Annotated in this window: 28 protein-coding genes and 1 pseudogene; 3 read left to right on the top strand and 26 right to left on the bottom strand. The window is 70.6% G+C overall.

Annotated elements, in window-relative coordinates; translation table 11 throughout:
• A pseudogene (locus JM949_RS21660) lies at positions 1–458 on the top strand (hypothetical protein); the annotation flags it as partial.
• Positions 459–508: 50 nt separating this feature from the next.
• Here JM949_RS21660 and JM949_RS21665 read toward each other — a convergent pair.
• Positions 509–865 carry a hypothetical protein gene (locus JM949_RS21665; RefSeq protein WP_203150203.1) on the bottom strand — a complete coding sequence of 119 codons (357 nt, stop codon included), beginning with the start codon at positions 863–865 and terminating at the stop codon, positions 509–511.
• A 51-nt stretch (positions 866–916) separates the two neighbouring features.
• Here JM949_RS21665 and JM949_RS21670 point away from each other — a divergent pair, with 51 nt between their 5' ends.
• Entirely contained in the window at positions 917–1,360 is a 444-nt protein-coding gene (locus JM949_RS21670) for a hypothetical protein (RefSeq protein ID WP_203150204.1), read from the top strand.
• Between the two features lie 77 nt (positions 1,361–1,437).
• Here the strand turns inward: JM949_RS21670 and JM949_RS21675 are convergent, their stop codons facing one another.
• The gene (locus JM949_RS21675) at positions 1,438–1,758 is read right to left on the bottom strand and encodes a hypothetical protein (protein WP_203150205.1); all 321 of its coding nucleotides are present in this window, start codon (positions 1,756–1,758) and stop codon (positions 1,438–1,440) included.
• 127 nt (positions 1,759–1,885) lie between these two features.
• Between JM949_RS21675 and JM949_RS21680 the strand changes: the two genes are divergently transcribed.
• On the top strand, positions 1,886–2,029 hold the full coding sequence (locus JM949_RS21680; RefSeq protein WP_203150206.1) for a hypothetical protein: 144 nt from the start codon (positions 1,886–1,888) through the stop codon (positions 2,027–2,029).
• On the opposite strand, the gene JM949_RS21685 is transcribed toward JM949_RS21680, so the two are convergent.
• The 24 genes from JM949_RS21685 to JM949_RS21800 all read right to left on the bottom strand — a co-directional run.
• Positions 2,030–2,482 (bottom strand): hypothetical protein, encoded by a 453-nt coding sequence (locus tag JM949_RS21685; protein WP_203150207.1) that lies wholly within the window; start codon positions 2,480–2,482, stop codon positions 2,030–2,032. It lies immediately after the preceding gene.
• Positions 2,461–2,892 carry a hypothetical protein gene (locus JM949_RS21690; protein WP_203150208.1) on the bottom strand — a complete coding sequence of 144 codons (432 nt, stop codon included), beginning with the start codon at positions 2,890–2,892 and terminating at the stop codon, positions 2,461–2,463. Before JM949_RS21690 ends, JM949_RS21685 begins: the two co-directional genes overlap by 22 nt.
• On the bottom strand, positions 2,892–3,752 hold the full coding sequence (locus JM949_RS21695) for a hypothetical protein (protein ID WP_203150209.1): 861 nt from the start codon (positions 3,750–3,752) through the stop codon (positions 2,892–2,894). Before JM949_RS21695 ends, JM949_RS21690 begins: the two co-directional genes overlap by 1 nt.
• Positions 3,749–3,922: a hypothetical protein gene (locus JM949_RS21700; protein WP_203150210.1), complete on the bottom strand. Its 174-nt coding sequence runs from the start codon at positions 3,920–3,922 to the stop codon at positions 3,749–3,751. Before JM949_RS21700 ends, JM949_RS21695 begins: the two co-directional genes overlap by 4 nt.
• Positions 3,923–3,931: 9 nt before the next feature.
• Entirely contained in the window at positions 3,932–5,575 is a 1,644-nt protein-coding gene (locus JM949_RS21705; RefSeq protein ID WP_203150211.1) for a hypothetical protein, read from the bottom strand.
• Entirely contained in the window at positions 5,572–7,413 is a 1,842-nt protein-coding gene (locus tag JM949_RS21710; RefSeq protein ID WP_203150212.1) for a hypothetical protein, read from the bottom strand. The genes JM949_RS21705 and JM949_RS21710 overlap by 4 nt, the downstream gene beginning before the upstream one ends.
• Positions 7,414–7,420: 7 nt before the next feature.
• The gene (locus JM949_RS21715) at positions 7,421–9,544 is read right to left on the bottom strand and encodes a coiled-coil domain-containing protein (RefSeq protein WP_203150213.1); all 2,124 of its coding nucleotides are present in this window, start codon (positions 9,542–9,544) and stop codon (positions 7,421–7,423) included.
• 4 nt (positions 9,545–9,548) lie between these two features.
• Positions 9,549–9,998, bottom strand: coding sequence for a hypothetical protein (locus JM949_RS21720; protein ID WP_203150214.1), 450 nt, complete (start codon positions 9,996–9,998; stop codon positions 9,549–9,551).
• On the bottom strand, positions 9,947–10,450 hold the full coding sequence (locus JM949_RS21725; protein WP_203150215.1) for a hypothetical protein: 504 nt from the start codon (positions 10,448–10,450) through the stop codon (positions 9,947–9,949). The genes JM949_RS21720 and JM949_RS21725 overlap by 52 nt, the downstream gene beginning before the upstream one ends.
• A gap of 82 nt (positions 10,451–10,532) precedes the next feature.
• Positions 10,533–11,012, bottom strand: coding sequence for a phage tail tube protein (locus JM949_RS21730; protein ID WP_203150216.1), 480 nt, complete (start codon positions 11,010–11,012; stop codon positions 10,533–10,535).
• Between the two features lie 3 nt (positions 11,013–11,015).
• Positions 11,016–11,282 (bottom strand): hypothetical protein, encoded by a 267-nt coding sequence (locus JM949_RS21735; RefSeq protein WP_203150217.1) that lies wholly within the window; start codon positions 11,280–11,282, stop codon positions 11,016–11,018.
• Positions 11,283–11,285: 3 nt separating this feature from the next.
• Positions 11,286–11,618 carry a hypothetical protein gene (locus JM949_RS21740; RefSeq protein ID WP_203150218.1) on the bottom strand — a complete coding sequence of 111 codons (333 nt, stop codon included), beginning with the start codon at positions 11,616–11,618 and terminating at the stop codon, positions 11,286–11,288.
• Between the two features lie 52 nt (positions 11,619–11,670).
• Positions 11,671–12,084: a hypothetical protein gene (locus JM949_RS21745; RefSeq protein ID WP_203150219.1), complete on the bottom strand. Its 414-nt coding sequence runs from the start codon at positions 12,082–12,084 to the stop codon at positions 11,671–11,673.
• The gene (locus JM949_RS21750; protein WP_203150220.1) at positions 12,081–12,476 is read right to left on the bottom strand and encodes a hypothetical protein; all 396 of its coding nucleotides are present in this window, start codon (positions 12,474–12,476) and stop codon (positions 12,081–12,083) included. The genes JM949_RS21745 and JM949_RS21750 overlap by 4 nt, the downstream gene beginning before the upstream one ends.
• Complete coding sequence (locus JM949_RS21755; RefSeq protein WP_203150221.1) at positions 12,473–12,880, bottom strand: DUF6093 family protein; 408 nt, start codon at positions 12,878–12,880, stop codon at positions 12,473–12,475. The genes JM949_RS21750 and JM949_RS21755 overlap by 4 nt, the downstream gene beginning before the upstream one ends.
• A gap of 1 nt (position 12,881) precedes the next feature.
• On the bottom strand, positions 12,882–13,274 hold the full coding sequence (locus tag JM949_RS21760) for a hypothetical protein (RefSeq protein ID WP_203150222.1): 393 nt from the start codon (positions 13,272–13,274) through the stop codon (positions 12,882–12,884).
• A gap of 3 nt (positions 13,275–13,277) precedes the next feature.
• Entirely contained in the window at positions 13,278–13,622 is a 345-nt protein-coding gene (locus tag JM949_RS21765; protein ID WP_203150223.1) for a hypothetical protein, read from the bottom strand.
• Complete coding sequence (locus JM949_RS21770; protein ID WP_203150224.1) at positions 13,622–14,548, bottom strand: phage major capsid protein; 927 nt, start codon at positions 14,546–14,548, stop codon at positions 13,622–13,624. The genes JM949_RS21765 and JM949_RS21770 overlap by 1 nt, the downstream gene beginning before the upstream one ends.
• 19 nt (positions 14,549–14,567) lie before the next feature.
• Positions 14,568–14,963, bottom strand: coding sequence for a capsid cement protein (locus JM949_RS21775; RefSeq protein ID WP_203150225.1), 396 nt, complete (start codon positions 14,961–14,963; stop codon positions 14,568–14,570).
• Between the two features lie 2 nt (positions 14,964–14,965).
• Positions 14,966–16,234, bottom strand: a complete 1,269-nt coding sequence (locus JM949_RS21780; RefSeq protein WP_203150226.1) for a head maturation protease, ClpP-related — start codon at positions 16,232–16,234, stop codon at positions 14,966–14,968.
• The gene (locus JM949_RS21785) at positions 16,234–17,493 is read right to left on the bottom strand and encodes a phage portal protein family protein (RefSeq protein WP_203150227.1); all 1,260 of its coding nucleotides are present in this window, start codon (positions 17,491–17,493) and stop codon (positions 16,234–16,236) included. The genes JM949_RS21780 and JM949_RS21785 overlap by 1 nt, the downstream gene beginning before the upstream one ends.
• A gap of 17 nt (positions 17,494–17,510) precedes the next feature.
• A complete protein-coding gene (locus JM949_RS21790; protein ID WP_203150228.1) occupies positions 17,511–17,669 on the bottom strand; it encodes a hypothetical protein in 159 nt (52 codons plus the stop codon).
• A gap of 41 nt (positions 17,670–17,710) precedes the next feature.
• Positions 17,711–18,361, bottom strand: a complete 651-nt coding sequence (locus JM949_RS21795; RefSeq protein WP_203150229.1) for a hypothetical protein — start codon at positions 18,359–18,361, stop codon at positions 17,711–17,713.
• Positions 18,361–18,572 (bottom strand): hypothetical protein (locus tag JM949_RS21800; RefSeq protein ID WP_238433638.1); only part of this gene is annotated, 212 nt, incomplete at its 5' end. The genes JM949_RS21795 and JM949_RS21800, both read right to left, overlap by 1 nt.

An 18,572-nucleotide genomic window follows, 5' to 3' on the forward strand; every position in this document is an offset into this window, starting at 1 on the left:
CCTTGGCGGAGCAGCCGCCGCCGGTCACCGCACCGACCCAGCCCAGTGGTCCCACCCGCACTGTTGCGTCCTCGCCCGTCGCGGTGGAGGTGGAGGCGCCGACCACGCCTGCCGACCGGGATGCCCAGCGGGCCAAGGCCCGGGAAGGGCTGCGGCGGATGGCTGCCCGGTCGGAGGTGTCGCAGATGCCGAAGGACCAGCTCGACGACGTGTTCGGGTCGCTGGTCGCCGACCTCCGTCCGGCCGAGCAGGACGGGGAGGGGTGGCGGCCGGAGCTGCTGATCGAGGTGGCGCGGGAGGCCGGGCCGGAGGGCATCGGCCCGACGGAGATGCAGCGCAAGCTGGCCGAGCGTGGCGTCACGGTGTCCATGAAGACGGTCAACAAGTGGGTGGCGAAGTACGCCGCTGACGACGACGGCCGGCTCCGCAAGCTCGACGGCGGCAAGTACACCGCCTGAAACAGCAGAGCGGCCCCCACCGTGCTGGTGGGGGCCGCGGCGTATCTGCGTCAGTAGGTGTCGATGCCGTCGTGCACGCGGGCGCGGGCGGTCGCCGCGAGCGTCGAGGACTGGGCCAGCTCGTCGGCGGCTCGGGTCACTACGGCGAGGATTTCCTCACGGGTGGCGCCGCGGCCGATGGCGACCTCGACGGCGGTGGCCAGCTTGCGCAGGCCCTCGGTGTGGTCGGCCCTGGACCGCTCGACGCGGGCCGGGTCGGCGAGCGCCGCGTCGACATCGCGCTGCTTGGCGGGCGGAGTCGTCAGGGTCATCACGCATCCACTGTCGCACATGCCCGCCGATGAGTCAGCCCTGCTGCCCGGCCACACGGCCAGGAGGGCGCGCTTCTTGGTCAGATCCGCCGTCACCTACCCGACGATCGCCTTGTCTCGTTGCCGCTGGTCGATACGGTGCCCGGCATGACCCTCCCCCTCGATCCGCGCGACGACCAGGCGCACATCCCTCAGCAGGCCACGCCCGCGCAGCGCACCGACGAACCCGCCCCCGCACCGTCACGGCCGACGGCCCGCAGGTGGCTGTGGATCGCCGCTGCGGTGCTCGTCGTCCTCGCCATCGCCGGCGGGACCGCGTACGCGTTGATGCCCAGCGACGAGGACAACGCCGTCGAGCAGTGCCAGACAGCGGTCTCCGCGAAGCTGAAGTCGCCTGCAACAGCGAAGTACGCCGACGATGTCACGGTGGCCAGCGAAGACGGGAACTTCGGTAGCTACTACGAGGTGACCGGCGAGGTGGACGCGGAGAACGGGTTCGGGGCGCTCGTTCGAGGCGACTACCGGTGCAAGGTGAACTTGGAGAAGGACGGCAGCTGGCTGGTTACGGAGTCGTCGTTCGATCAGCGCTGACCCCAGACAGCAAGCAGCGCCCCCTGCCCAGCCGTGAGGCCGAGCAGGGGGCGCTGTGCGATGCGGGGAGGGTGGAGCTACGCCTTGGGCTCCACCTGAGGGCGGATGCCGAACAGGGCGAACCCGGCCAGCACCGCCGCCGACAGCGCACCGGTCACACCGTCCGGGACGTTCATGCCGTACTCGGCGACCAGCGCCGACCCGGCGGCGACGACACCGGTGAACAGGGCCGGAGCCCACGGTCGGGTGGTGAGCGCGATGATGCCCGCCGCGACGAACGCGGTGATCGCGGCGGCGGCTCCGGCGTCGATGCCGGGGACGCTGAGGGAGGCGAGCACGGTGAGCGCGGCGCCGACGGCGCCGATGATCAGGGCAGGCTCGCGGCCGAACAGCTTCACTGGGTCTCCTAGGGTGTGGTCATGGCTGGGTTTCCGCAGCTCCGCGAGGCGGGCTGGTTGTACGGCGACGACCCGCACCTGCCGCTCGCCCTGGTCAGGCTTGCGGATGGACGGCACGGGCTGGGAAGTGCGACTGAACGCGCCCGCCGAGGCGGAGACGCAGGTCGTGGTGTGGCCTGACGAGGCCCAGGCCCGGGCCGAGGTGGCCCGGGTGTACGCGGATGGTGAGAAGCACGGCCGCTGGCGGATACGCCAACCGGGGGCGCTGTGACTACCCCGCCCGCCCGTTGATGCCCGGCGCCGATGGGCGACCCACCAGCCGGCGCAACGCCGGAATGTCCGGCTCCGGACGCCACACCTCCGACGCCACCGAGATCAGCGTGTCGGTGAGCTTCGCGGTCGCCGCGGTGGCCATCTGCAACTGGATGTGCAGTTCGTCGAGCTGGCTACGTAGCCGCTGCACATCCGCGTCGGCCTCGTCCTTGATACGTTCCGCCCGGTCGTCGGACTCGCGGGCTTCCTTGCGGGCCGCCTGCTCGCTGGCCTGCAACTGCTTCGCCCACTCCAGCATCGCCGAGTCGCGCTGCGCCCGCCCAGCGACCCGGTTGGTGATGTAGCTGGCTGCCACCACCGCGAGGCCGGACAGTAATCCGACCAGCACGTTCGTCAGATCGATGCCGCCGGACGCCGCCGCGAGGACGATCACTGCAAGGGTGGGGTCCACGCGGGCCGCCCCTCTCCGTTGACGGGCTCCGGCCACCCCGCGATCAGCCACACGACGACCGCGAACGCCCCCCAGAACAAGACCGACATCCAGCCGTCTGCGACCTCACCGAGTAGCCAGCCCGACAGGTACAGGGAGCACCAGAGCACCTTGACGCTGATCGCCGCCGTGAACGCGACCCTGTCGCGGCCACGCCATGCGCCGGCCGTGCAGACCGCGGCGATGGCCAGCCACGCCAGTCCCCACGTCCACAGGGGCAGTGGCCCGTCGAGCCAGCCGTAGATGGTCTGTTCGACCGGGCGGGCGGTGGCCAGGCGTAGCGCGTAGCCGGTGTCCAGGGCAGCAAAGATCAGCAGGGCGGCGCCGCGGCGGCCGACGCGGTGGCGTAGCTGCGCGGCCCGCCTGCGCATCAGGCGACCAGGCGGCGGGCCAGCTCCTCGGCCACCTGCTTGGTGAGCGCGGCCGGGATCGCCGCAGCGATGGCCTCCGGGGTCAGTCCGGCCAGTACGCCCTGGATGATTGCCGGCTCGTCGGTGAAGTCCCGGCCGGCGAGCTGGGCCAGCGCGGCGAGGATGGCCTTGCGGTCGCGCTGCCCCTCGGCGATCCACTTCCCCAGCTCGATGTTCTTCCCGTCGGCCGTCTGGGTCTGCCCGTTGAGGGCGCGGTTCGCGAAGTCGCGCAGCCAGGCGAGGTCCGTCTCGACCCGCTTCAACCGTGCATCCTGGGCGCTGTCCATGTCGTCTTCCCCTCGGATTCGGGCCACCGGGTCATAGCCCCGGGCCACGGTGCTGGACTCCATGCCGGTCCGCCCAGACGCATGGATGTGACCCCGGTCGGTGCTCGACCGCCGGGCGTAGTTCGGCTTCCACGAGTCCTGGTAGCAGGGCCCGCCGTTGTTCCGCTCCGGCTCCCAGTTGATGTACTTCAACCAGGAGATCCCGGGCACGCCCGCCTTGCGGTCGGCGACCAGCTGCGCGCCGAGCTGCTGGAGGCTGGGCAGCGGCTTCCCGTCGAGCTTCGACTTCTGACCCGCCTTGGGCGGCATGATGTCGATGGCGTACCCGACGCCGTACTTGGCGGTGCCCGGCCACCCTGTTTGGCTGAAGGGGGTGTGGTCCTCCGCCGGGCTGGCCAGCATGTGCGACTCGTTGCCGATCGCGTAGACCGTGTAGCCGTGGGCCCGCAGCTGGTCGAGCAGGTCATCGGCTGGGGTCATCAGCCGGAACGGCTCACCGTCGCGCTGCCATGCCTCGTACTGGGCTCGGGTCACGATGCCTCCCTCAGGACCAGGTCGAAGGTGTTCTCGCAGGCCCCGCAGCGCAGGACGCACGCCGACCCGTCCACCGGCACCAGCAGGTGCTGCGTGGCCTCGCACTGGCGGCGCTTCAGGATCTGCTGCGCCTGCTCCAGGGTGTACAGCGGCTGCGGATCGTCAGACATGCGCCCTCCTCACCTGCGGATACGGGCCACGGCCTGCCGGGTGTCGGCAAGCTGCTGGACGGTCGACGGGGCGTACGAATCCAGGTCCAACGTCACTGCGGCGTCGGACGCCCGGAACTCGCCGCCGACGATCCGGAACACGGTCACCCCGTCCCGGCTCGTGGCGTTGAGCGCGTCGGGGCGGGGCAGGATGCCGCGCACCCGGATCAGCCCGGGGCGGATCTCCCACGGCATCACCATCCGCCCGGTCTGGAGATCCAGGATCGGCCGGGCGATGCGGAGCCGACCCGCGTTCGGCGCGTACCGACGATCGGCCAGCCACTGGTCACCGGCCCGCTGCGCCGCCGCGAGGGAGCCGACGTCGGACCCGAGGTCGATGGAGCCCTGCCGGGTGAGTCCGGCGTCGGTCAGGGCCGGCACCGTCGAGGTGCGGACGGTGATCTGCGGAACGCCCTTGCTGTCGCGCCACCGCACCGACACCGCGTTGTACAGGCCGTCGGCGGAGCCCTGGCTGTCGTACCCGTCGACCGCGTCCGCCTCGTACCTGACCGTGGCCGGGACCGGGACGAACTCGAAGCGGTACAGGCCGTTCGCGCCTCGCTCCCACGCCCGCCAGGTGAACCCCGACTCCAGGGCCAGCAGATCCTCCAGCACCCGCGCCGGCTGCACCCCGTCCGGGTACGCCATCTGGTCGATCTGGTGCGACGTGGCGGCGATCGTGGCCGTCGCCCCGTCGAAGCGCGGCAGCAACCGGCCCAGCAAGTCCGCCACCACCTCGGACGCCAGCACGTAGTTGTTCGGGTACGAGGCGGCGGTAAGCTGCTCCGCTCCGGCTGCTGTGTAGCGGGTGGCCATGACGACCGGGTTGGAGAAGCTGGCCCAGTGCAGGTCGTTGCTGATGGTGCCGCCAGCCCCCGAGTAGATGACCCGGAAGTCGACCGTGGTCCGCCCCGATGCCCAGTTCGTGACGATGACCCTCGGCGAGGACCCGCCACCAGCGGTGTTCCAGTTGTCGCTGCGGGCGTTGTCACCGCTGGCCAGCGAACCGTCAGTACGGGCCACCGCCTGCACCTGGAACACGGCGTCCGTCCGTCCGGCCCGCCAGGTGTAGTCCACCCGGGCCAGCTTCTGCCCGGCGCGTTGCAGCCCGAGGTAGCGGACAGCGATGCGGGAGTTCGTGGCGACGCTGATGCCCTGCGGGAACTGGAGCACCAGCGACTGCCGGATGCCGGTGGTGTCGCCCGGGTCGGCGCCCACGGTGTCCGTGCCGCCGGGGGTGACGTTGTCGACCCGGTCCATGCCGGCCAGCGGCTGGTCGACGTAGACCAGCGGCACGGTGCGGTCCCGGGTGTGTGACTGCCCACCGACGGCGGCGATGTCCCACACCCTGCCCTGCCCGCCCGCCGACCGGCCCGGGTCTTCCTGGCGGCCGTCCCAGACCACGTTGCCGTTGCGGCCGTCGAACACGGTCAGGTCACCGTAGTAGGCCACCTCGTCGGGCTGGAGGTGCAACGGCCGATCGAGAGACACCTGGCAGGACTGGTAGCCGCCCGGGTCCGTCCACCGCATCGTCAGGTCCCGCACGTCACGGGTGACGTTCAGATTCCCGCGTGCGGTGCGCAGGCGGATGCTCAGCGGGATCGGCAGGCTCATGACGCCACCGGCCGCACGTGCAGGTACCGCGGCCAGTAGTACGGGGTGATCCGCGTCGACCCGGTACGGGAGTCCCCGCCGGACGACGTCGACCCCACGTCCTGCACGAACACCACCCGGGCGGCCTGCCCCGGGGTGACCATCGGCGGCAGACCCGCCAACTCCATTAACTCGGTCGGGGCCAGCTCACCCGACGCGCCGACCCCGTAGGCGGCGTTGGCGCTGGAGTCCAGCACGAGCGACGTCGGGCCGGTCCACTGCGCCCACTGCACCTGGCAGTACCGATCATCGGCCGGCACGAACAGCAGTGCGTCGGTGTCCAGGTTGCCGGAGCCCGACGACCGGGCTGCCCAGACGGACAGCGCCGACCCCGTCACCGCCAGGGTGCTGCCGGAGTAGCCGTCGGTCACCGGGTCGTACCCGACCGGGTACGGCAGCAAGCCGAGGTCCACCCACCGCGGCTCGATGCCCGACGGAAGCGTCACCGTATCGCCGTTGAACGCGGCACCGTTATACGACGCCGTCAACCGCATCGTGATCACGTCACCGCTGACCGACTTGCGGACCCGCGCGAACACGCGATACGTGCCCCGCGCGTCCACGCTTGGGGTTGCCGGGAAAGCGTTGACCAGGTAGAGCCGCCGATTCATAGCCGGAGCCGCGAAGGTCGTGCGGGCGAAGTTCGCCCCCGACCCGGACATCGCGCTGTCGGTCTGGACGCTGGTGTCGACGTCCACGCTCATCGCCTCGGCCTGCAATACCAGCGGCATCGCCGACGGCGTCCCCCGACGGCGCACCGCGATGGCCGACTGCCGGCGGCCGGTGACCACCACATCGGCGGCCAGCACCGACAGGAACAGCGGGGTCTCCACGTCACCCCGAATGGAACCGCCCGCGATGTCGAAGAACATGGCGGGCCCGGTGCCCGGCTCGAACAGCCGCGCCTCGTCGATGTACAGGGTGTTCGAGCCGGGCGGAGTGCTGCCCATCCCCACCACCAGCTGCGCGAACGCCGTACTGGCAGGGGCGGTCGCGGACGTGTCGATCAGGGTCCACGTGTTCGCGGCGACGGGCACCGTGCTGGTGCTGGTGGTCAACGGGGCGTTGGCCCCATCCCGCCAGATCACACCGACCGCCACCGACCGGGCCACCGCACACCGCACCCACGCCTGCGACCGCAACTGCTGGCCCACGCTGGCGGACACGGCCGTCGCCCGGGCCTCGACGCTCGCCGTCACGCCGTCCGGGGTGAGCAGCAGCGACGCCGACCCCTGGTGCGCCTGCGCCGTGGACCGGACCACGGACCCGCCCACGGCGGACCAGTCCGAGGCATTCGTCTCGAAGTACGGGTTCGCGTTGAGCGTGGTGCCCTCGGACGGGTCGTTAGGCACCGTCACCTGCGACAACGTCTCCTTGAGGCCAACCGCGAACGGTTCGGCGGGGACCTGCGCCCGCACCTCCTTGGTGAACGGGTCCCACTGGACGCGGTCCGGGCCGCAGCGGAACGTGCGAAAGTACACGGGCGCGGAGGTGCCAGGCCGGAACAGCAGGACGTTGTCCTTGCGGTCCAGCTCCCGGTAGAGGCGTTGCAGCTGCGTCGCCTCGGCGTCGTCGTCGCCCGCGTCGACCCGCAGCAGCAGCGACAGTGTCCGGTTGCCGTACGCCGCCGCGGGGTAGCGGTCTCCGTCGACCAGCACCGACGACACCACCGCGCGACGCAACTCCGGGAGTCCGAACTCGGTGCCCTCCCGGGTCGTCCACGGCGCCGTGTTGAGGTCCAATCGGACCGCCGGCGTCGAGGACACCTGGTCAACGAACTGCACCTGATAGGTGACCACTGCACTCCTATCTGCTGTAGAGGTCGGCCTCCCGGCCCTGGATGTAGCCGACAGTCCGGCCGTCCATTTGCACGGACACCCCGACCAGCGCCGACCTGATCGCCGAGGCCATGTCGAGCGGGTTGATGGTCGAGCCTGAGGTCGCCGCTGGCCGCGCAACGGACGCGGTGGGCATGCGGAGCCAGTTCCGGCCGACGTAGTCCCAGATCGCCCGGGAGCGGTCCGTGTCCCCGTACTTCGGGATGAACGCCTCCCCGCCGGTCGCGGGTTCCGCGAAGCCGTACCGGGCCCCGGCGGCGACCGGGTTGAAGATGCTGGCGTCGCGCAGCAGACCCGTCTGCGCGTACTCGGTGACGCCACCCCACCGCTGCCCGGTGGAGTAACCGGATCCGGTGCCCTTCCCGCCTCCGTACGACGCGTAGCGGGCGTTCACCACCACGTCGACGCCGATGCGCCGGGAGATCTCCGACAGCCGCGCCTTGATCCGCGACACGGCGGCCTCGGCCTGCTTGGTGTTGACGGTGACCGTGGTGCTGCGTGACGCCGGAATCCCGAACAGTTGGTCAGCGAGTCGCCGCGCCGCCGTCCTGCTGACGCCCATCGCCCCGGCCGCCGCCAGGAACTTCTCCCGGCCCCGATCCGTGGCGGCCGACGCCAACGCCTGGGACCCGGTCTGCGCGAGGATGGCATCGGCGCTGGCGTTCGCCGCCTCGGCGATGCCAATGAGCGCCTGCCGGTTCTCCCGGCCCTTCGCCGTGTTCTCGTCGATGCCGTCGTTGTTCGCCTTGCCGGCGGCGGTGGCGCGGTCGATGGCCTCTTCCAGTCGGATGTTGGCCTGCTCGGCGGTGATGTTCTCGCCGGCCATCCGGCGGATCGCCTCCGACAGGGTCTCCACTTCGACGGTGGCCTCAGCGGCGCTCGCCTCTACCTTGTCGAGGCCGCCCCAGATTTTCATGCCGGCGTTCTCGCCCGCGGTGCCGCCCTCGTCCAGGGCGGCCTTCAGCTCGTGCATCCGGTCCCGGTTGTCGGCGATCTTGTCACCCACGATCGGAATCCAGCCGGTGTACGACGCCGCGAAGTCCGCCGAGGCCGTACCCACGTTGACCAGCACCCCGTACAGGGTGCCGAGCCCATCGACCAGGCTGGAGGCGGCGGTGATGCCACCCTCCAACCCCATCACCAACAGACGCACCGCGGAGGCTGCCTCGTCGGCGTTGTCGGCGGCCGTGGCCAGCAAGTCGTCGATCGCCGAGCCGATCCGAGGCAGACCATCGGACAGCTCCCGCACCACCGGGCCGGCCGCTTCCGCAGCCTCCCGCAACCCCGGCCCGATCTCGCGGATCAGCCCGCCGACGCCCCGCGCCAACGGCTCGACGTAGCGGGACGTGGCGGCGAACACCCCATCGACGTCGTCGGCCACGTCCGCCCAGGCCGACCGGATGATGCCGATGCCGTGGATGGTCGGGTCGACGAAGCGGGTCGCCGACGCCTCCAGGTCACCCATGACAGCAGCGCCGAGCTGCTTGCCGGCGGCCTGAACGCGGGCGTCCTTCGCGGCCAGGGAAACGCCGCCGATGATGCCCGCTCCAGCGACACCACCGAGGATCCCCGCCGACACCGCCGCGCCGACCGTGGCGGCCAGGGGTACGGCGATGATCCCGCCGAGCGTCACACCCACCGGCCCGAGCGGGGCTTTGGCGAGGATCGGCCCGATCCGGGTCACGAACGACGCGCCGAAGCCTTCCGCGGCGTCCTCGCCCATCGCCGCCAGGTCGGGCAGGTCGATCAACTTGCGGAGCTTGACCTGATCGCGGAGGCCGCGCTGCTCGCCGACCAGCTTCTTCTTCAGCTCGGCCCGCTGCGCCGCATCGCTGGTGTGCGCGATCTCCCGTGCCAACTCGCGGATGCCGCGCGTGGTGTCGTCGATCTGCCGATCCAGCCGGCGGGCGTCGGCGGCCAGGGCGGACATCTCACCGCCGAGGCGGTCGGTCTCCTTGCTGGCCTTTCCGCTGGCCTCGCCGAGGTCGTCCACCGAGTCGGTGACAACCTTCGTCTCTCGCGCTGCCTCCCGGGCGCCGCGCACGTAGCGCATGTTCTCCAGGACGAGGTCGACCTTGACGGTCCGCGCCACCTGCTCACCGCCTCTCCACGTGCCAGAGCAGCGCCTGCGGCTGCGGGCTGTCCTGGTACTGCGCCTGCGCGACCGCCAGCGCCGTCGTGACGTGACACCTTGTTGGCGGGGGCACCACGAACGCGCCGTCTCCGTCCGGGGCGCAGCACACGGCGGCGTCACCGCCGCAGGATGGGCACCGACCGGAGCGGTGCGCGGCGAGCGCCGCCATCCACGCCCGGTCCTGCTCGGACCACTCCGGCTCCCGCACGGTCACCGACCTGACCAGCCGGCCGTCACCGTCGTGCTCGTAGGTGGTGGTTTCGGCCGGCTCCCAGCCGTCCAGTCGGCGCGGTGCGATGCCGAGCCGCTCGGCCGTCTCGATGCGTACCAGGGTCGCCGGTTCGGAGGCGAGGCGGCGGATCAGAAAGGGAGATCGACACCCGTGCGGTTCAGGGTGTAGGCCGCGTTGCACAGCTTGCTGACCTGGCCGTCGGTGAGCTTCCCGTCTTCGCCGACCAGCGCCTGCCAGTCCTCGTCATCCAGCACCGGCGCGATGGTGCACGCGCGGGCGAGTGCGAGGAAGAACGTGTCGGCGTTGAAGCCCAGCCGGTCACGCGGTTCCACGACGTCGTCCACGATGCGCGGCGGGTGCTCGTCGAGCAGCTGCTGGTAGCGGTGCGACGGCAGCGCCCGCAGCGTCACCGTCAGCGTCGAGGCGGCCATCTCCTCGCGCAGCGCGGCCAGCCGGTCGTCGAGGGCCTGCACGGCGCCACCGGACCCCGCGAGAGAGTCGCCGGCGGTCTTCTGCGCCTTCGTGTGCTCGGACTGCACTCGCTCGTACTCGGCCACCAGATCGGCGCGCAGGCACAACGACACCTGCGCCTCGGGCAGCCGCGCTCCCTTGAGTAGCTCCTTGACGTCCATGTTTCTGCTCCAGCCCCTTCAGCCCCAGGGTTGGCACTGGGAGGCGGACCGGGGCTGGTGGTCCGCCTCCCAGGTCTGTCGGTCAGGCGACGGTGGCGCGCAGTTCGGGAGCCGCGTTGATCTTCGTCGGCACCTCATAGCGGGCGACCGTGTTCGCCTCCGGGGCCAACTCACGGGTCTGACCGCAGATCACCGGGAACACCTGCACCTTCTGCGACGCCGTCCACGCGGTCGCCTCGGCGATGTGCCGGCGGACCACGACGTGACCGGTCGCGCCCCGGACCAGCGTGTTGTACGCGGTGTCCGTGCCGTCCTGCTTCTTCAGCCGCAGCATCGTGCCGGAGAACGTGTCCCGGCCGATGGTCAGCGTGTTGAAGGTGCTGGCCAGGCTGGTGGTGTCGACGTCGGCGGTCTCCGCCTCGAACCCCACCAGCCCGTCGGCGGTGATGACGTTCTGGAGCAGGATGCCAGCGTTCAGCTCGGCCGTGGTCGGCGCGGCCTTGTTGGCGATGGCGGGGACCCAGGCGACCCGGGTGTTGCCGTCAACGGGGATGTCAGCCACGGGTCACTCCTTGGGTGCGTCGGCGCCGCGCTGGCGGCCGGCGGTGGTGGGCTTGGTCCGCACCGGCGTTGCGCCGGTGCTGGTCTCTGTGGCCCGCTCAGCGGGCGCGACGGGGGCCTCGCGATGCGGCTCAGCGGTCGGGTCCGGGTCGGCCGGCTTCTCCACCGGCTCCCACCCGCGCGCCTGCCAGAACTCGACGGCGTCCGGCGTGAATGGTGCCGCGTCGCTGCCGCCCGGGTGCCTCATCCACACCCACTCGGTCTCGGGCATCCCTCAGCCCCCCAGCGGCAGCAGCTGGTAGGTGACCGTCGTGGTCCCCGAGTAGGTCACCGTGACGACGTTGGTGGTGTAGTCGACGGCGGCCGGCGAGATGTAGAAACTCTTGGTGGTGCCGTTGGCCACCGACTGCGCGGTGGTCGTTCCCGCGTTCCCGGCGGGCGTACGAGATGCGTCGGAGACGGTGACGGTGATCGGCGAACCACCGCCGTTCGTCACCAGCAGGTACGCGCCGCGCGACCCGAGGTCGTTCGCCGAGATCGTGTCCGATGCCGACACCGCGTTTGGCGGGGTCAGCGTCCCGGCCGCCGTTGGGCGGACAGCAGTCATCAGCGCCATCGGGCGCCCCCTTCAATGGTTGGTTCCCGCCCGATGGCGGAGGTCAGGCCGGCACGGATTCGAACCGGTACAGGTCAGCCTGGTCGAACACCGCGGCACCCGTGGACTCATCACGCAGCACCGGGTTCGAACCCTCGCTGCGGATCGGGAAGCACCGCCGGCCGGCAACGGTCAGCACGGCATCCAGCAGCACGCTCCGACCGCGCTGGGACACCGCGCGGGCAGCCGACGCGCTGCCGCCCACCGCGTGGCAGATGGCGTGCATCACGAACCGCTCCGACCCACCCCGCATCGACCGGGAATCGGTCAACTCCGGTGTCTCCGCGTACAGGTAGACCGCCAGGTACGCCGGCTCGTGCACGTCCGGTACCACGCCGTCGTACACCGCCAGCGCGGGCGTTCCCGGTGCGGATCGGGCGCGGGCCAGGAACGCGTCAGCGTGCGCCTGGACACTCACCGCCCCTCCAGCAGATCCACGCCCAACTTCTCCGTCGCCGCCAGGAAACGGGGCTCCTCAGCGGCCAGCGCCGGCGCACCGCCAGGCTGCGGCACCGTGTTCTGCGCTGGCGCACCGAACTCGATGATGTTGCCCAGCGCGCCCTGCCGCTTCGCCTTGTCGGGGCCGACCTCGGCTGAGATGAGGGTGCCACTGGCCCGAACGTCGTACGTGACCGCGTAGGGCAGCGCGGGAGCGTAGGAGATCCCCGACCAGCGACGCCGCCAGTCGTTCTTGATGTTGAGTGCGCCCTTGCTAACCACCTTGCGGCCCTCGGGCACCACGTCCTTCGCGGCCCGCTCCAGCGCCTCGTCAACGGCGTCAAACCCGGACACAGTCACTGTCACCTTCATGACGTGATCTCCTCGCAGCCCAACCGGCGCGCCGTGGCGTGCGTCTTGTGCGACACGTCGCGAACCCGGAACCGACGACCAGGCAGGTCGGGGTCGTGCACCGACGTGGTCACCTCGACAACGTCATCGACCTGCAACCCGACCGCCGAGATCGGCAATTGGACTTCCAGCCGCACCACCAGCAGCAGCGCCTCACCGACATCCCGGTCGCTGGCGCTGCCGGCGGCGCTACCACCAGCCTGCTGCACCCGACACTTCCCGGCGTACACCTCTGTGGTGCTCGGGGTCGGGTATCCCGTCTCCGGGTCGTACGTCGTCCCGGCGTCACGCCGGATGACGCACTGGTCGACCATCAGCCGCTCGGCGGCCCTCCGGCCACGGGCAAGCGTCGAGGTTAGGGACATCTCAGCCCCCTTGGCTCGTGTACTCCTGCGGGCCCCACGACCAGTCTGGAAGCGGGAACGACCACTGCGGGCCCGCGCCGGGAACCGACGAAGGGTAAGACGCCCGAGCCGCGGCGAGAATGGCCTCCCGCCGGTCAACGTCGTTGACCACCCGGTAGTCGTCGATCTGCTCCGACTCCGCGCCCTCAGGGTTGTTGTAGGCGATCGAGCCCAGCTCGATGCCCCACGACCACAGCCGCTCCGGCAGCGGGTCAGGCCAGGTCATCAAGCCGGTGGCATCGGACAGCCAGCCACCGGCTTGACGACGTGCGATCCCAGCGGCGTCACTGTCGAACTCGTCGACCGACAGCCGCAGCAGCTTCCGCAGGTCCTCCAGTTCGAACAGGTCCGCCATGACTCAGCTCCCGTACTTCGCCCGCAGGTCGTCGCGGGACAAGCCGCCCTCGTCGACCGCCTTGGTCTCCTCAGCTGGCGCGCCCTTCGTGGTGGCGTAGGCCGCCCAGTCCTCCCGGGACGACCGGCCGTTGGGCACCCCCGGAGGCTGCGAGGCAGGGGCGGGCTTCCGCTCCGGCTCCGTCGCGGACTCCTTGACGACCATGCCCTTGCGGACGTGTCGATCCAGGTCGTCCCGGTTGACACCCGCGGGCAGGATGGCGTTCTCATAAAAGCCGACGAGAACCTCCTGACCGAGGTCGTTCGGCACGCGAAGAGTCGCGTACGCGGAAACCACCCGGTGCGACATCAGCTCACCACCCCCGTGATCTCCTCCACCGCGCCCGTCTCCTGCACGACCGGGACGGTCTTGCGGCGGCCCTGAAGGTCCCAGGCGTCGAGGTCGTCCTTCCGAATCGACTTCACCTGCACGCCGAGGTCAGCGACCGCGTAGCCGGGAGCGCCGTCCATCTCGTCGGCCATACCGCCGAGCGCCGTCGAGTCGAGCACCAGCGCGGTCGTCGACAGGGCCGGAGCCTTGATGACCGTGAGGCCGGCGATCGTCTCGATCATGCCGGTGTAGACGGGGTTGTCGGTGGCCTCGCGGCGGCGCAGCTGCGCGATGGCGTCGTTGAGCATCAGGTAGGTGTAGCCCTTGGGCGACACGACCAGCGTGTCGGGCCGGTATCCCTGGTTGCGGTCCTCAACCCGCTGCACCGCCAGGAGAAGGTCTTCCAGCGGCTTGCGGTTCGCGGCGGTCGCGTTGTCCCACGACCCCGCCGTGGCGGTGTCCGCCGCAGCGGACTGGACCGCCGCGATCGACACCGCGTCGACCTGCTTGATGACCGAGTTGACGACCTTCTGCATGTTCCGCGAGATCGCCTGACCGGCGTAGACGCTACGGGCGATCTCCTCATCGGTGAGACGGTGCTTCTGGCCCCACTTAACGATCGCCGCGACCGCCGCGGTGCCACCGGGCAGAGCCGCGAACGGGTACTCGGAGCCCGGCGCGACCGCCTCGACCGCACGGTCGGAAACGATGGCCTCGGACTGGTCGTAAAGCACGGCGCCGCCGCTGGAGCGGAACCGCTGGGTGAGGATCTGGTCGGAGACGAACCGCAGGTCGCGGAACGTCCGCAGCACACGACCGATGAAGGCCGGGTTCTGCAAGAGCCTGCTGATGGTCAGCGTGTCGCCCGAAAGGGTGGGCGCCGGTGCCGGGTAGGTGTTGGGCATGGCTTACTCCTCTCGGGGTTTAGCGGCGTCCCTGGACGCGCAGCTTGAGCGTGGGGGAACCAGCGGCCGTGGTGAGCGCGGTTCCGATGAGGGTTCCGAGCGCGGCCTGGGTGGCGATGCTCGTCGGAGCTGTCTTCACCTGACCGTTGGCGTCGGTGACGATGCCGGCGCCCGTGGCGATGGCACCCGACGCCTCCAGCTCGTGGATGACTCCGTCGAGCGGCCACACGGTGACCTTCGCGCCGGAGCCGGCGTCGAACGCTGCGACCCCGACCACGTCGGCGGCCTCAACCCCGGCGTGGGCGACCGTGCCGCTGCCGGACTCGACGAGGACCCGGCCGCCGGTCACAGCACCCGAGGTGGTGGCAGTCCACGGCTTCGCGCCGCCGGAGACGATCGGCTGGTAATCGGCCATGACTAGGCCCCCTTCCGGGTGGGCTCGGGCGGGAAGAACTTCGCGAACTCGTCGTCGAACTCGCTGCCGTCGCTGTCGGCGCTGTAGCCCAGCTCGGCGACCGGGATGACGTTCTTCGCCAGACTGTCGACGACCTGGCGGGTGCCCTCCGGGTCGGCGTCCCACAGTCGCGTCCAGTGCTCGGTGCGGGCAGGCGCGAACTTGCCGTCCTGCACCGCCTGGGCGAGCACCTGGTCCCGCTCGTCGCGGCGCCGCCGAGCAGCCTCCGCTTCCAGGCGCGACAGCCGCTCCTGCTGGGCCTGCCACGCGGAGACGTCGATCTGCATCGTGCCGTCCACCTGTGGGGCAGGGGCGGTAGCCGTGGGCGACTGCGGCGCCTCGGGCGGGGTGACCGCGCGGGTCGCGGTGAGGGCCGCGAACACCTGGTCGTCGGAGGCGTCGGCCGACAGACCCAGCGCCTCTCGGATCTTTGCCGGGTCCATGGACCCTCCTTCCGTTTGCCCAGTCGCCGCTTCGGCGGTGGGAGTCTTCGTGGCCGCAGCGTGTATGCGCCGAGCCGCTTCGGCGGCGGTCACCGGGGTCGGTGCCGGCCGACGGTGGATCGTGGGGTCCGGGGCGGCATCACGGCCGTCGTAGGCGTAGGCGAAGACCTTGAGGTCCCAGTTCGCCTTCGCGACCGGTTCGGCCTCGCCCGCGACCAGTTCGTCGGCGAGGCCGGCGTCGACCGCCTCGGCGGCGGTGTACCAGGTCTCGGCGCGCATCACCTCACGCCACTCGGCCACGGTGCCGCCGGCCTTCGCCACGTACGTCGCGGCGATGGAATCGGACGCCTTGCCGAGCACGGACGCGAAGTCGGCCATGTCCCCGGCGTTGCCGATGACCACCCCGGACGCCTCGTGGATCATCATCTGCGCACCGACGTTCATCCGGATGGTGTCGCCGGCCATCGCAATCACGGAGGCCGCAGAGGCGGCAAGGCCGTCCACGATGACCGTGACAGTGGCCGGATGATCGCGAAGGCTGTTGTAGATCGCGATGCCGTCGAACGCGTCGCCACCTGGGCTGTTCAGGTGCAGCTCAATCGCCTGCGCGTCGATGCTGCCCAGCTCGCGAGCGAAGTCCCGGGCCGTCGTGCCCCAGATGCCGATCTCGTCGTAGATGTGCACCGTGACGGTCTTCGAATCCCCGTCAGCGGCCTGGATGCGGTACCACTCCCGGGCTGCCGGGCGAGAACGTCGCTGCTCCAACCGGGTCAGTAGGTCCGTCGGCATCACGTCTCCTCGGTGGCCGGTGGGGTCAGTTCGGTGGGTCCGCGAACGGTCGCGGGGTCTGCCGGCGGGAGCCCGTACTGCTGGCGCAGCGACTCGTCGAGGCGCTCGTCAACGGTGATCGCGCCGACCTCGATGAGCGCCTTGAGCGCCGCGGCGGTGGCCGCCTGGCGGGAGCCGATTTCGTCGAACACGATCCGCGGAGCCGGCTCGGCCTCACCCCAGTTCAGGTCGACCAGGTCCTCGACGACGTGCTGGGTGACCGTGTCGGCGATCTGCTGCGCCAAGGTCTGGAGCGACAGCGTGAAGAAGTCGGCGAACGTCGTCCCCAGCGCCCAGCTGCCGGTCTGCGTGCCCAGGTTCAGGAAGTGCGCCAGGACGGCGCGGGCGATCTGCTCGTCGTGGTAGCGGATCGGCGGGGTGGCGTCCGGCAGCTCGCCCTCAGGGGCCGCGAGACGCAACTTCGCGCCGAACGGAGTCGCCGCGCCGGCCGCGTCACCCGCGCGCAGCGCCTGCGCCATGCGGGAGCCCTTGGAGAGGTCCGTCTCGCCCTCGGCGCCCTCGTACACCGGGATGCCCATGCCGTTGCGCTCGATGGTCTGCGCCTGCACCCGCAGCAGCCGGTCCTTGATGAGCCAGTGCTTATAGGCGGGTCGCAGCAGCGACGAGCCGAGCCAGTTGCCGCCTTCGCGGTCGTGGACGTACGCCACCAAACGGCTGACAGGTATCGGTTGCTGCTTCCCGCCGGTCATCACCCCGGACTGGGTGATCGAGATCAGACCACCGTCCCGGGCCACCTCGATGTCCTCGATGGTCTTCGGCAGCCGCGGTGCCAGTTTCCGTAGCCGGACTTGCCCGCCGACAATCCGGTAGACCTGCTCGAAGTACGAGTGGCCGAACGGCAGCATCAGCAGGGCTTCCCGCAGGTGCTCCGACCAGGAGAACCGGTCTCGCATGCGCGGCACCGTCCGAGGGGTCTGTCCGACGACCGGCAGGCCGAGATCCTCCGCGATGAGCTGCACGACGTCATCGCGAGCGCCGGCTGGGTCGATCCGCCATGGGGTGCGGCGCACGGGCAGAGTCACCGCCCGCAGCACGCTCGCCACCTGCGAGTCCTGCCGGCGCATCTGCTCGTACACCTGCACCGACTCTGGCCACCGCAGCTCCGGTGTCGTCTCCTGGTCGTCGAACGCCCACCAGTTCCCGGACCCGGCGGCGGTCGCCGACTGGGCGTAGCCGATCTCGTTCGTCGGAGCGGCCATCGGGAACCTCCCTCCAGTCAGAAGCCGGCGTTAGACAGGTGGTGCGTTTCGGATCGGGTCTCGGTCAGGGTCACCACTGGCGCCGCCACGTTGGGTTTTGGTGCCCACCCGTGCTCGATCGCGTGCGCGCGAGCCGTGCGGGCCAGCACCGCGGCCACCGCGGCGTCGATCCACATGCCGTCGCCACGCTTCGCGAGCTTCAGGTAGTGCGTCGTGATCAGTTCGTCCTCGCCCGGGCGGCCCGCTTCCGGTCGCCCTTGACGATCACCGCGTTCTTCGCGTGCCGGCTCAACGCCTCACCGCCGTCGTGGGTGAACTCCCGGCCACCGAACGCCGTAGTGAACCGCTCGATGGCCTTATCCATGCGCTGCTGCACGTTCGTCGGGAACTCCACGATCCGGTCCGGCCACAGCGCCGACCACGCGTCCAGGTAGTCCTGCCACCGGTACGGGTCGGCGAACATCACCGCCACGTTGTAGGCGCCGAACGTGTCCTTGACGACCTTGTCGACCTCCGCCGACGGCACCCGCCAATCCGCCCGGGCGTCCTTTGGTCGCTCCCACACCCGGATCTCGACCAGGTGCCCATCGGAAATGCGGCAAGCGATCAGCGCCGTCGAGTCGCGGTACTTCGACCCGTCGAAGCCCAGGGCGATCCCGTCACCCGGCCGCAACCTGTCATCGGGGCGGGCCTGGAAGTCCCACGCCTCCGGCAGCACGAACACCGACTCGCCGACGACGATCTCGTTGAGGAAGAACCGCCGTCGGTCAGCCTCCATGTACCGGGCTGAACGCACCTCGTGCATGATCCGGCCGCGCAGGTTCACCCAGCCGCCGCGCTCGCGCGAACTGTCGCCGTACTGGCGCATCAACTCCGCGTACAGCGCTCGTCGTTGCTGAGGTCCTCAACGCGCTGCGGTTCGATCGTGTCGACGTGCACTCGGTCATCACCCGACTCGGCGGTGACCTGCGCCTCCGAGCCCTCCGTCGGGTCCCAGGCGTTCGTCAGCTCCAACCAGCGGCCGTCCATACCGGCCACGTTCCGCTTCACCGCGCCCGCGACCTTGCGGTAGCCGCCCT

Origin of the sequence: Micromonospora tarensis, assembly GCF_016803395.1 — a bacterium.
Classification (GTDB): domain Bacteria; phylum Actinomycetota; class Actinomycetes; order Mycobacteriales; family Micromonosporaceae; genus Micromonospora; species Micromonospora tarensis.

Coding starts and splice junctions, on each gene's coding strand:
- JM949_RS21670 (WP_203150204.1), top strand. CDS start 917: ATGACCCTCCCCCTCGATCCGCGCGACGACCAGGCGCACATCCCTCAG.
- JM949_RS21690 (WP_203150208.1), bottom strand. CDS start 2,892: ATGCGCAGGCGGGCCGCGCAGCTACGCCACCGCGTCGGCCGCCGCGGC.
- JM949_RS21700 (WP_203150210.1), bottom strand. CDS start 3,922: ATGTCTGACGATCCGCAGCCGCTGTACACCCTGGAGCAGGCGCAGCAG.
- JM949_RS21705 (WP_203150211.1), bottom strand. CDS start 5,575: ATGAGCCTGCCGATCCCGCTGAGCATCCGCCTGCGCACCGCACGCGGG.
- JM949_RS21725 (WP_203150215.1), bottom strand. CDS start 10,450: ATGGACGTCAAGGAGCTACTCAAGGGAGCGCGGCTGCCCGAGGCGCAG.
- JM949_RS21735 (WP_203150217.1), bottom strand. CDS start 11,282: ATGCCCGAGACCGAGTGGGTGTGGATGAGGCACCCGGGCGGCAGCGAC.
- JM949_RS21740 (WP_203150218.1), bottom strand. CDS start 11,618: ATGACTGCTGTCCGCCCAACGGCGGCCGGGACGCTGACCCCGCCAAAC.
- JM949_RS21750 (WP_203150220.1), bottom strand. CDS start 12,476: ATGAAGGTGACAGTGACTGTGTCCGGGTTTGACGCCGTTGACGAGGCG.
- JM949_RS21755 (WP_203150221.1), bottom strand. CDS start 12,880: ATGTCCCTAACCTCGACGCTTGCCCGTGGCCGGAGGGCCGCCGAGCGG.
- JM949_RS21760 (WP_203150222.1), bottom strand. CDS start 13,274: ATGGCGGACCTGTTCGAACTGGAGGACCTGCGGAAGCTGCTGCGGCTG.
- JM949_RS21765 (WP_203150223.1), bottom strand. CDS start 13,622: ATGTCGCACCGGGTGGTTTCCGCGTACGCGACTCTTCGCGTGCCGAAC.
- JM949_RS21770 (WP_203150224.1), bottom strand. CDS start 14,548: ATGCCCAACACCTACCCGGCACCGGCGCCCACCCTTTCGGGCGACACG.
- JM949_RS21775 (WP_203150225.1), bottom strand. CDS start 14,963: ATGGCCGATTACCAGCCGATCGTCTCCGGCGGCGCGAAGCCGTGGACT.
- JM949_RS21780 (WP_203150226.1), bottom strand. CDS start 16,234: ATGCCGACGGACCTACTGACCCGGTTGGAGCAGCGACGTTCTCGCCCG.
- JM949_RS21785 (WP_203150227.1), bottom strand. CDS start 17,493: ATGGCCGCTCCGACGAACGAGATCGGCTACGCCCAGTCGGCGACCGCC.
- JM949_RS21790 (WP_203150228.1), bottom strand. CDS start 17,669: ATGTGGATCGACGCCGCGGTGGCCGCGGTGCTGGCCCGCACGGCTCGC.
- JM949_RS21795 (WP_203150229.1), bottom strand. CDS start 18,361: ATGCGCCAGTACGGCGACAGTTCGCGCGAGCGCGGCGGCTGGGTGAAC.